The sequence below is a fragment of the Xanthomonas sp. NCPPB 2922 genome (assembly GCF_041520885.1).
In the GTDB taxonomy this organism is placed as follows: domain Bacteria; phylum Pseudomonadota; class Gammaproteobacteria; order Xanthomonadales; family Xanthomonadaceae; genus Xanthomonas; species Xanthomonas campestris.
Genome location: NZ_JBGOFY010000036.1, coordinates 16,595 through 27,842 on the forward strand (window position 1 = coordinate 16,595; position 11,248 = coordinate 27,842).

The following is an 11,248-nucleotide window of genomic DNA, read 5'->3' on the forward strand; positions in this document are numbered from 1 at the left end:
CAAGCGATCACGGCCCCAATACCACGAAGTACGATTTTTCCCGCATTTTTTGCGGCCTGAGGCAGGCCCTAGCCCATTCTTGACCAGCGCGAGGCGTTGGATGAAACACCGCCTTTCGCGGTGGGCTGGGCCCGAGGCCCGAGAGGACGGCTTGTCACCAGAATAAAAGCACCCGCAGACATGCAGAACTTTACTCGTTCCCAGGGGGTCACTTTGGTGTCATTGGCAGCCATCGCTGCCGGTGTTGAACCACTCAAGTCGCTGTGCCGTCTGGACTTGGAGTGGTGGGCGGTACAGGGTTCGAACCTGTGACCCCTACCATGTCAAGGTAGTGCTCTACCGCTGAGCTAACCGCCCGTTTCCTGCGTCAGCATTGCGCTGTGCAGGGCGCGCATTCTAGCGCAGGGATTTGGCTGCCACAAGCCCTTCCTGCGCGATCACGACGCAGGCATCTCACGCGAGGCTGGCCGCCTTGAGCTTCTGGATCTGGTCGCGGATCTGCGCCGCCGCCTCGAATTCCAGATCCTTGGCGTGCTGGTACATCTTCTGCTCGAGTGCCTTGAGCTTGCCGGCGATTTCGGCAGGCCCCATCGCGCGATAGTCTGCGGGCTCCTCGGCCACCTGGCGCGACTTCGAGCGTCCCTTGCCCGCCTTCTTCTCGGCCGCGTCTTCGCGCGCGCCTTCCATGATGTCGGAGATCGGCCGCGCCACCGACTTCGGGGTGATGCCGTGCTCAAGGTTGTACTCAACCTGCTTCTCGCGCCGACGGTCGGTCTCGTCGATCGCGGCCTGCATCGAACGCGTCATCTTGTCGGCATAGAGGATCGCCTTACCGCGCAGGTTGCGCGCCGCGCGCCCGATGGTCTGGATCAACGAGCCAGTCGAGCGCAGGAAGCCTTCCTTGTCTGCGTCCAGGATCGCAACCAGGGATACCTCCGGCATGTCCAGGCCTTCGCGCAATAGATTGATGCCGACCAGCACGTCGAACTTGCCAAGGCGCAGGTCGCGGATGATCTCTACGCGCTCCACGGTGTCGATGTCCGAGTGCAGATAGCGCACGCGTATGCCGTGCTCACCGAGGTATTCGGTGAGGTTTTCGGCCATGCGCTTGGTCAAGGTGGTGACCAGGACGCGGTCGCCCAGCTTGATGCGCTCGTGCACCTCGGACATCAGATCGTCGACCTGTGTGCCTACCGGGCGGATCTCGACTACCGGGTCGATCAAGCCGGTGGGCCGCACCACCAGCTCGGTGATCTCGCCGGCAGATTCGCGCAGCTCGTACGGCCCCGGTGTTGCCGACACATAGATGCTGCGCGGCGAACGCGCTTCCCATTCTTCAAAGCGCAATGGGCGATTGTCCAGCGCCGACGGCAGGCGGAAGCCGAATTCCACCAGCGTTTCTTTGCGCGAACGGTCGCCTTTGTACATTGCGCCGATCTGCGGAATGGTCACGTGCGACTCGTCTATCACCAGCAGCGCATCCGGCGGCAAGTAGTCGAACAAGGTCGGCGGCGGCTCGCCAGGCGCCTTGCCGGTCAAGTGCCGCGAGTAGTTCTCGATGCCGTTACAAAAGCCCACCTCGGCCATCATCTCCAGATCGAACTGGGTGCGCTGCGCCAGGCGCTGCGCCTCCACCAGCTTGTTCTGCGAATACAACTGCTCCAAGCGCTCCTTCAACTCTTCCTTGATGGTGTCGACCGCGCTTAAGGTGCGCTCGCGCGTGGTGGCGTAATGGGTCTTGGGGTACACGGTGTAGCGCTGCAGCTTGCGCAGCGTCTCGCCGGTCAGCGGATCGAACAACGTCAGTTGCTCGATATCGCCATCGAACAGTTCGATACGCAACGCCTCGGTGTCCGACTCCGCGGGAAACACGTCGAGCACCTCGCCGCGCACACGGAACGCGCCGCGCGTGAGTTCGAACTCGTTGCGTGTGTACTGCAGATCGGTGAGATGGCGGATCAGCTGGCGCTGATCGATGTGCTCGCCGATCGAGAGGATCAGGCGCAGCGACAGATAGTCTTCCGGCGCGCCGAGGCCGTAAATCGCCGAAACCGTGGCCACAACCAGCGAGTCGCGCCGCGACAGCAGCGTCTTGGTCGCCGACAGACGCATCTGCTCGATGTGCTCGTTGATCGAGCTGTCCTTCTCGATGAAGGTGTCCGACGACGGCACGTATGCTTCAGGCTGGTAATAGTCGTAATAGCTGACGAAGTACTCCACCGCGTTGTTCGGGAAGAACGACTTGAACTCGCCGTACAACTGCGCCGCCAGCGTCTTGTTCGGCGCCATCACCAGCGTCGGCTTCTGCACCTGCTGCACGACGTTGGCGATGGTGTAGGTCTTGCCCGAACCCGTCACCCCCAGCAGCGTCTGCTTTGCCAACCCCGCCTCGAAATTGGCCACCAGCTTGTCGATGGCCGCAGGCTGGTCGCCGGCTGGGGAATACGGGGATACAAGCTCAAAGCGGTCGGTCATGGAGCAACTCTCGGGGGAAGACAGTACGAAACAACGGAGGTCCTTGAAGGTAGAAACCTGACAGCACGCCAGGCCAAAGCCCCCTGCTGCACCACGCAATCACCGCAGAGACTGCTACTCCAGCCAACGGAGAGGCGCGATGCAGACAGGACCTCAGTCACCCGCAAAAGGGTACACGGCAACCGAGCTACTCATCGTGATGGCAGTGCTCGGCCTGCTTGCCGCAATTGCGCTGCCGAGCTTCAGCAGCCTGATCGAGCGGCAGCGGTTGCAGACCCGCGTCCACCTACTCACGGCACATCTGGCATTGGCCAGAAGTATGGCGATCATGCGCCGGACTGCTGTCAGCGTTTGCCCCTCCGCAGATGGAACCATGTGCCGAACAGACAGCAACTGGTCCGCAGGGTGGATCCTGTTTGCGGATCCTGCCAACGCAGGCCAACCAAGCAGCGCACTGTCCGTATTGAGAGTTGAACAACACGCGACGACGCAGAGCTTGAGTGTCACGAGCACAGCAGGAAGGCCACTGATCCGCTTCATGCCTGATGGTCGCAGCGGCGGCAGCAATGCCACGATCAGCCTCTGCATCCAGTCGGAGCGAGTGGCCGATGTCGTGATCAACAACTCTGGCAGAGCCCGATCCGTTCGCTACCCAGTGATGCAGAGCTGTCCGGCACCTGCGCAGACATAAAACAAGAAGGCCGCGACTAGTCGCGGCCTTCTTGAACATCTTGGCGCCCGAAGTTGGACTCGAACCAACGACCCCCTGATTAACAGTTAGCTCTACTAAGCAATCATATCAACGAGTTGCACCGGCTATTTTTCCCGGCGTCAATCGCCGGAGGCCTTGTGCGCACTGGGCCGTCCCAGCGATTTTCCCGCTGCGCCGGGCTCACTGGCCTGTCCCCAGGTGACGCGGACGGGAGGCAATCCTGGCCGCGACGTCGGCCCGAATTCTTGCCTCGTGGCGCAAAACCCACATGACCGTGCCACGCCGCCCCTGCTCGAAGCTGCTGCAGCTGCGAACAACAAGGGGCGCGAAGGGGCTGCCAGGTGGAGCCGGCCTCTGGCGGTCGAGTAACACATACCATCCGCCCGTGATCCTCTGGTCCAACCTGGCCACCTCTTCACCTTCCAAGAGAAGCGCCGTGGGGGGCCCATCCGCGTGCTGCCAAGCCAGGTCCCAGCAGAAGCCAGGCGGCAGCGCAGGCTCATCGCCGGCATCGATCGCGCTCATGCCGCAGCTACCAACATATAGAGAGAGTGCCGCTGGCAATCGTGCCTGTCGGCCAAGATGGCGCCGCGCTCGAGCCTGCCCTGGTCTACCAGCCGCCAAGGGCTCCCGCCGACCGCGTCGAGGGCATTGAGGCGCGCCTGCTGGGCATCGCGGGACCGTGACATCGCGGGGAGATCCAGTGAGCGGGTGGTTGGGCGGCGACTCTATCGCGCCCCAATCTCAATTTTTCAGATGACCACCGGAGAGAGGTAATTTAGGTAACCCGCCTAGAAAAACTTGGATTTATCTATTAAATTCAATGACATAAGATGATTTTTCAAAGGTAATTAAAGAGTAATCTTGAGGTAATCGGATTACCTTCTAAGGAGGTAACCTTATGGCCTAAAAAAACCCTTTAAAATCAATGACATTACTTTTTACGAGTCGGCAGATTACCTGAAATTACCATCAGGGGTAATCGCTAATTAAGCTTTAAAATCAATAACTTGAGGTGCCTCAAGGTCGCGAGATTACCTAATTACCTTCTCCCGATGGTCATCTGGAAATTCTGGCGGTCAGACTGTCCGCGCAGGCGCGCCGCTTGAGGCGCTACGGGGTGCGCTTCACGCAGGGATCCGCAGGGATTAGCGAGCTATCAGAAGCGGCGCAAGCGCCAGCAGCGGCTTGCCTGGTGAGCCATCGCAGGACTGCCGAAAAAAAGGGGGATGAAGACCGCAGGCGTGGCGGGGCGACGATTGCGCGCGCCAGGGCCAGCGCTAACCGTAGGCGTCGGAGTTTTCCTACTGCGTCAGTCGCGGAAGACGGGCAACATAGGAGGCTGCTTCTCGTTCCAACAGGGGCATGCCCAACATTCGCCGCCGGCCCCGCCTCCATCACTGGCGGTCAAGCGCAGAGGTGGGCATCTGATGGAGAGGCAGCGAAGCGACTCACTTGTGGGCACCTGTTCGACGCATGCTGGATTGTTGAGAGAAAGCACCTATGAACGAAGCAAAAGAAGCCCGCGCAACACTCCACAACGCACCTCAGAAAGGTGCGTTCTACATCCTCAGATCCGATATGGGCGGGGGCGGTCGCGGGCATGGCGTGGAGTTCGAGAACGAAGATGCGGTGCCATTCCCCATCGCTGACAGCCTGCCCGGAGAGCGCGCGGGGCTGGCTGCATTGAAGGAGACCCCGCGCCTGCGCTACGACAGCCGCATCGGCGACATGCCCGATGACCTTGATAGTGGATTCAAGGATTACTGGCTGGTCTCAGAGCCGCTGAAGCAGGTCCTTGAAGCTGCGGACCCGGAGGGCTTTGCCTTCGCGCAATGCGACTTCCGATTGGAAGACGGTACGCCTGGGGAGCCGCATTATCTTTGCGAGGTGGTGCGAATTATCGATGCCATTGACGAAGAGACATCCACCGTCAAGGTGTTGACCGGGTATCCAAATGGCAAGTACTACAGCCTTGTGGGGGGCGCAAAGTTGGCATTCAGAAAGGATGTGGTCGGGACAGCGCATGCCTTCAGGACACCGTATACGGCAGATGCCTTCTGCGATCGCTTCTTGCGCGACACATTGATTTCCCGGGGATTCGGCAAATCACCCAAGAATCGTGGCGTGCGGCTAATCGACGCTGCAAATTACGGATAAAGATTTCTTTGCATGGATTTTGGAGCAAAGATAGATGCCGGCCAGTAACGTCGTCCTCGAAAGTCATCATGTCGTTGAAAACACGTTCTTTCGCAAGCATGATTTGCTCAAGAAATTGGTTGAGCATGGCTTGATCGACAAGGATGTATCGACCAATCGCCTGTATCTGCCGGTAGATGGCAAGCTGGCTGACGAAATCGAAACCTCTCCCCACCGAGGACGCACGCGAAGGTCTTATACGGATGCAGTTGGGGATTATCTTGACGATCTCAGAAAATCGCCAGACGGCCGTATCGCCATGCGCAACGACGCCGGAGCATTGAAGCGCATCGCCTCCCAAGTCCACGACCTGCAGGACACTCTCAAAGTCGCCCTGATCAATGGCGATATGTTCGCAACGACCCCGGATCACTTGACCAAGGCCCAAACCAACGCGCAAAACCGCAGCACGCTCTCCGAGTACGAGCAATACCGCACTACCCACGCCGGCCAGTTGAAAACGCTGCGTTCGATGAGCAATGTCGAAGCCGAATGGGCCGCGATCACCCACTCCGAGCAGCGGATCGCAAAGGTGATCGATGACGCACGCATGACGGGCAAAAATCTGGTCGCTGTCCCGAATGAACGCGATGCCGTTATCCGCGAGTTCGCCGGCCGAGAAGAATTGCGCATGGCGATTGCGCACGCCGAAGATGCCGGCCGAATAAGGCTATCCGAGTCCAATGCGGCCTTGGTCCAGCAAGTCCTGGATGACACACCGACAACCATCGGCGGTGCTGCGCGCAGCATTCGCCAAGGCGCAGCCGCTACACCGCATGCGCCGTACACGCCAGTCTCGCAACGCGGCTTCGCCACCGCAGAGCTACTGGCCGGCGATCTATCTGCAGGCCAGGCACTGCGCACCGCCGGCCTACTCGCCACCGCCGCCGACACGGTGATGACCGGCCAACGCGCCACCCAGCTTCTTGGCCAGGACAACCCGCTCGCCGCGCAATCGGAGCTTGCGCACTTTGCCGGCCGCAACGTCGGCGGCTGGGCCGGCGGCACCGCAGCTGCCTACGCGCTGGGTAGCTCGGGCGCCGGGCCGATGGTGCTGATCGCAGCCGATGCGTATTTCTTGAGTACCGCTGGCGAGAAGGCCGCCGCGTTGCTCGACAACCGCGCCATCTACACCCAGACCGATCGCGAGGGCACCCAGTGGTCGTTCAATGGCACAGCCTGGGCGCGTGAGGGCAAGGCCGACACCACCAACGACGGGGTAGACAACCCCACCTCCACTCCCATCGTCGCCAGCTACGAGAAGGCACGCGAACTCAATTACCAGGCCACCAACGCCGCTGCCGCGTTGGCCTTGAAGGATGCGCCCGCTCCGCAGGATCCTTATCGTCAGCCGGCCAATGCCACTGACCGCCCAAGCCTGAGCAGCGCCGACTGGCGACGCGATGCAACGGACGGTCAGTGGCATCGGCTGGTCAAGGCCGAGATCTCTGGCGCCAATGATCGCGGCAGCTACGTGCAGGAAACCGCCTTGCCGCACCGCAAAGCCGAACTGGACGCGCAAGCGCAGGACACCATCGCCCGCAATATCGCCAACAGTCCCGGCGCGATCGCGGCGCGCTATGAACTGGCGCACCACCGCAGCGGCTGGGCGGCCGATGGCCTGCCGATGTCGCCAGCGGTGCAGCAGGCGCTGCCCGATCCAGATGCCTTGACCGCCTCGAACGGCCAGCGCTACTACCGCAACATCGAAGGCCAGTGGACCAGCAACGGCGCCCCACCCGATGGCAACCGCGTGCTGGAACTGGAGACCACGCGCGCGATGCTGCAACCGGCACTGGCCGAGCAGGCGCAGGCCATTGCCGCTCTCCGGCAGGCTCCGCAGGACGTACAAGGCGAGCAGACGCTCTACCGCTATCGCATCGTCGGCACCGAGTTGCAGCCGCAATGGCGTGAAGCGATCGAGCTGGCCACCCAGCGAACCCGTGAGGCAGAGGGACTCGCTGGCGATGGCGCGATGCAGTTGCAGCGAGGGCCAAGTGGTCAGTTTGGCGCCGACAGCCCGATTGCGCATCTGCAACGCGGCCCCAATGGTGTAGAGCGTGTTGCAGCGCTCACCAGCACCGAGGACATCCGCCAGGCGCTGCGGGAGGTGCAGGCGCGGCAGCAGCCCGCCTCCCCCACACAACAGCTGGCCTCTATGTCGCGCCCATCCGACGGATCGGCAGATAGCGACACGTCTGGCTCCAACACATCCTCCAGCCCACAACTGGTGATGGATATGCAGGTGCGGATGCAGGCAGCCAGCGCCGCACAGGCGCGTCAAGAACGCGACCAGCAGGAACGCCAGACGCAAGACCAGCAGCAGGCCCAGGCACGCGCACACGCGCTGCAGGAGCAAACCTCACAGGAGGATCGGGCGCAGTCCTCTCAAGCGCTGCAGGCGCATGCATTGCAGGAGCTTCGCCAGCAAGAGTCGCAACAGCTGGAGCAGCAAGAACGCCAGGCACAGGATGCCCAGCAACGCGAACAGGCGCAGCGCCAAGGACACGACACCCAACAGCGCGAACAGTCGCAACGGCAGGCCCAGGAGACGCAACAGCGCGAACAGGAAACACGCCACGCCCAGGACGCCCAGCAGAGCCAGCAAGAACGTCTCCATGCGCAGGATGTGCAACATCCAGAGCAACCGCCTCTGCACGTCCAAGCGGCTCCACAACGCGAGCAGGAGCCGGCGCAGGACGGCGTCTTGCGCGAGCCGCCGTCGCTCCACACTCAGGGCACATCGCCGCGCGAACCCGAGCAGCGGTCCACCCAGGATGACGTCGCCCAACAGCCCCATGAGCAGCAGGCAGAGCGTGGGCAAGCACATGCATCCAACGTAGCGCAGCAGCAGACGCAAGGCCAACAAGCGCAGGAAGAGCGCCCTCGCGAAGCCCAGCAACAGACAGCGCAGAGCGCGGCGATCGCGCCCACATCGCCGGCAGATCTGCCGCCGGTTGCGGACCTGCACAGCGGCCAGCAGCCGACCACGGCGCAAGCCTCGGATGCGCACCGCGATGCGTCTGCGCAACAGCGTGAGGAGGCGGTGCACGCGGACCTGGCCCAAGCAGCGAACCCGCCCACCGCGCCACCGCTCGCCACACCATTCGCCTCAGAACGCAGCGACGATCAACTGGCGCGGACGCCGCAGGCCCCAGCACAGGAAGCACCAAATACCCCTGCAGCGTTGCCATTGTCCGGCCACCTCGTGCAAGCGGCAGGGCTATCGCTGGACATGCCGGCCGCTGGCCGCTCCACTGACGTGCCCGAGGGCGCGGCCGATGAGCGCCAGCCGTTTTCTGTGTCCCAGGCAGATGAGCAGGATCCTCCTGCCACCGCTGTGCCAGCAGATCCGGACTCCTGGGAGGAAATAGCGCGCTCTGCGCGTGCGCTCCGGATCCAGGCCGAACAGGATCTCGAAACAGAAACCCGTATAGCAGAGGCGCGGCAAGCGCGCATGGCGCGCGGCGAACAGCCGTTTACCGAGCGCGAATTACGTGAGGGATACGACCCCGATGGCCCCTCAGCGATAAGGCAACTACCTGCCACGTTTACAGACACTGCGCAACGTGATGCCACCACCACGCTGGCGCAAAACGATGGCGAGCGGGAGGATCGACCACCGCCCGAGCGCAAGACCATCACCGGCGATCCAGACGTGGATGATCTGCTGTATGCGCTCGACTCCAAGAATGATCTGGCCATCGAACAAGCCCTGAAGCGTGTCGGCAATAGCGCGCACAGCAATGCGTTGGCACAACAGGGACATGAGCATCTGGACGCCAAGGCCCAGCAGGAAGCCCAGGAACAGGTGACGACACGCCAGGCCTTGGGGATGGACGTAGCAGCAGAGATGCAGACCAGCCGTGGCCCGGTGATGGTGATGACGCTGCCGCAGTTCGCCAATAATCCCGCGATGCAAGGTGGAGGCCCGCCCGGTGATGGAGGGGGTGGCGACGGTGGTGGCGGCGGCGGCGGTGGTGGTGGTGGTGGTGGCGGATAGCCAGAAGGCAAGAAACGCATTGAACTTACAAGAGGTCACCATGGACATGCAGAACACCTCAACGCTGCCGGACGGCAGTGAATCGCACCAGGCGATGACGGACTCGATCAAGGCCATGACGGCAGTCATCGCGGCGATGCAACGGCGAGAGCAGGCCCTTGAGGATCTCGTACGTCATCAAATGCAGCTTCTGCAGGCCGCAGTCAACAGCGCCGATCAACGCGTCAACCGGGTGGTGGAGAACGCGCTTCCCCGGCTGACGCAATTGAGCAATCAGGCGCTGACGCAAACGCTGGAACCGGCAGCAGAGCGATTCAATAAGAAGATGGCAAATGCAGAGCAGGCGGTTCAGCAGGCCACCCAGCGCTATGCACACGCACAGCACTCCCTGGAAACAACGACAACGCGGCGCATGTGGATCGCATCAATTGCCCTGCTGGTGGCGGGTGTCATCAGCGTGGTCGTCGCCGGCTACGCGCTCTACAGCACAAAAGCGGCTGTCGCTGAAGCCGCCCAACTTAGGGCGGAAATCACCTTTTTAGATCGTGTTGCTCGTGCCAATCTCGTTGCCTGTAGCAAGGACAGGCTATGCGCCGAGATCGACAAGAAAGGAGCGCGCTATGGCGATCGCGGGCAGTATCGCCTAATCAACCTGCGCTCAGATGCGACCCACTGAGCGGCGCAATATCTAAGGCAACCATCCCGTTCCGACGTAGTTAGATTCCGGTGCAATAAGAACGCCTGGGGAGGTCGGAACCTCCCCAGCCGTAAACAATTAGTTGCTTTGGGGGAAGCTGATGCCCGGAGACGTACCGCCAAAGGAGGTACAGCTACCGCGCGTCAGGTTGTTCTGCTCGAATGTGGTGCCGGCATCGCCCAGACAGGCCGGGGCATTTGTCGTGCCATCATTTACGGCTAAATTCACCGAGACACGCGAGCCTGGGTTGAACGACACTGTTTGGGTGTTGGCGCCGTTACCGAAGACGTTGAATTCGGACTGTCGCCAGATCTTGTTGATGTTCACTGTAGAAGCGCTCTGGCTCACGCTATAGGCTCTTCCATTCACCGAGAACGTCAAGGTGTCCACGCCCCCTGAGGTTGCCGAACCTGTCAGCTTGACGCCGCCAATGCCCGACACTGGCACCAGAGGCACCGTCACCGAGTCGCTGTTGATAACGCAGGCATTACCTTCGTACGCATCCCAGCCGGATGGGCAACCTACCGCGTTGTACTCCGAGGAACTGTCCGCATAGACCCAGCTTTCGATAAAGATAACCGGCTGAAAACCGTTACTGGAATTCTCATCTGAGTCGCTGGAGTAAACGTACTGTTGCCAGGTCTTGCATGAGGAAAAACCAAACTGCGCGCAGGCGGCGGGATTACTGGCATTGTCGGTATTAATCTGAAGAGAATATTGAACCACGCCGGTGGTCACTCCGCTCACGCTAGGGAACGAACCGACCGCCGAGCGGGTTAGCCTACTTGAGCGCGCTGCATAATCGCTGCCGTTACCGGTGATGAACGCCCTGTCGGTGGCCATTGTGGTACGACCCTTGTCATTGGCAAGGTGCTGCGACCCCATGACTACCTTCGGCGGTGCCTCGCAGCGCACCGCCTTCCAGCCCATGTCAGGAAAAGTCGAAATGAAGCATCCCGTCATCGCTGGAGTTTCTTGCCTCAGGGTCGTTTCCCATGCAGACATAGCCTCAGCGCGGCCAGCGTGATCGATCACGGAGACCTGCGTAGCCGCCCCTGCGTTAGCCGCGCAACCTACGATACAAGCGGCGAGTAGATACGACGTCCCCCCAATTTTGAGTAGCGCCTCAGTTTGGAGTCCAATTCCCTACCCCGAGGAGATT

6 protein-coding genes, 1 tRNA gene and 1 pseudogene are annotated in these 11,248 nt (G+C 61.4%); 5 read left to right on the forward strand and 3 right to left on the reverse strand.

The features are described from left to right. Positions 1-282 precede the first annotated feature (282 nt). Positions 283-357 (reverse strand) — tRNA-Val (locus ACD584_RS21315). A gap of 96 nt (positions 358-453) precedes the next feature. Continuing rightward, positions 454-2,475: an excinuclease ABC subunit UvrB gene (gene uvrB / locus ACD584_RS21320; protein ID WP_012437987.1), complete on the reverse strand. Its 2,022-nt coding sequence runs from the start codon at positions 2,473-2,475 to the stop codon at positions 454-456. Between the two features lie 139 nt (positions 2,476-2,614). On the opposite strand from uvrB, the gene ACD584_RS21325 reads away from it, so the two are divergent. From ACD584_RS21325 to ACD584_RS21345, 5 genes and pseudogenes are all read left to right on the forward strand, one after another. Then, on the forward strand, positions 2,615-3,166 hold the full coding sequence (locus ACD584_RS21325; RefSeq protein ID WP_076036035.1) for a Tfp pilus assembly protein FimT/FimU: 552 nt from the start codon (positions 2,615-2,617) through the stop codon (positions 3,164-3,166). Positions 3,167-4,690: 1,524 nt separating this feature from the next. Then, entirely contained in the window at positions 4,691-5,347 is a 657-nt protein-coding gene (locus tag ACD584_RS21330; RefSeq protein ID WP_076036037.1) for an imm11 family protein, read from the forward strand. 34 nt (positions 5,348-5,381) lie between these two features. Continuing rightward, positions 5,382-5,621, forward strand: a pseudogene (locus ACD584_RS21335) (AHH domain-containing protein); the annotation flags it as partial. 24 nt (positions 5,622-5,645) lie between these two features. Continuing rightward, the gene (locus ACD584_RS21340; RefSeq protein WP_372357331.1) at positions 5,646-9,389 is read left to right on the forward strand and encodes a hypothetical protein; all 3,744 of its coding nucleotides are present in this window, start codon (positions 5,646-5,648) and stop codon (positions 9,387-9,389) included. Next, on the forward strand, positions 9,328-10,065 hold the full coding sequence (locus ACD584_RS21345) for a hypothetical protein (protein WP_076036038.1): 738 nt from the start codon (positions 9,328-9,330) through the stop codon (positions 10,063-10,065). The genes ACD584_RS21340 and ACD584_RS21345 overlap by 62 nt, the downstream gene beginning before the upstream one ends. 99 nt (positions 10,066-10,164) lie before the next feature. On the opposite strand, the gene ACD584_RS21350 is transcribed toward ACD584_RS21345, so the two are convergent. Further along, a complete protein-coding gene (locus ACD584_RS21350) occupies positions 10,165-11,016 on the reverse strand; it encodes a hypothetical protein (RefSeq protein ID WP_081391576.1) in 852 nt (283 codons plus the stop codon). Positions 11,017-11,248 lie beyond the last annotated feature (232 nt).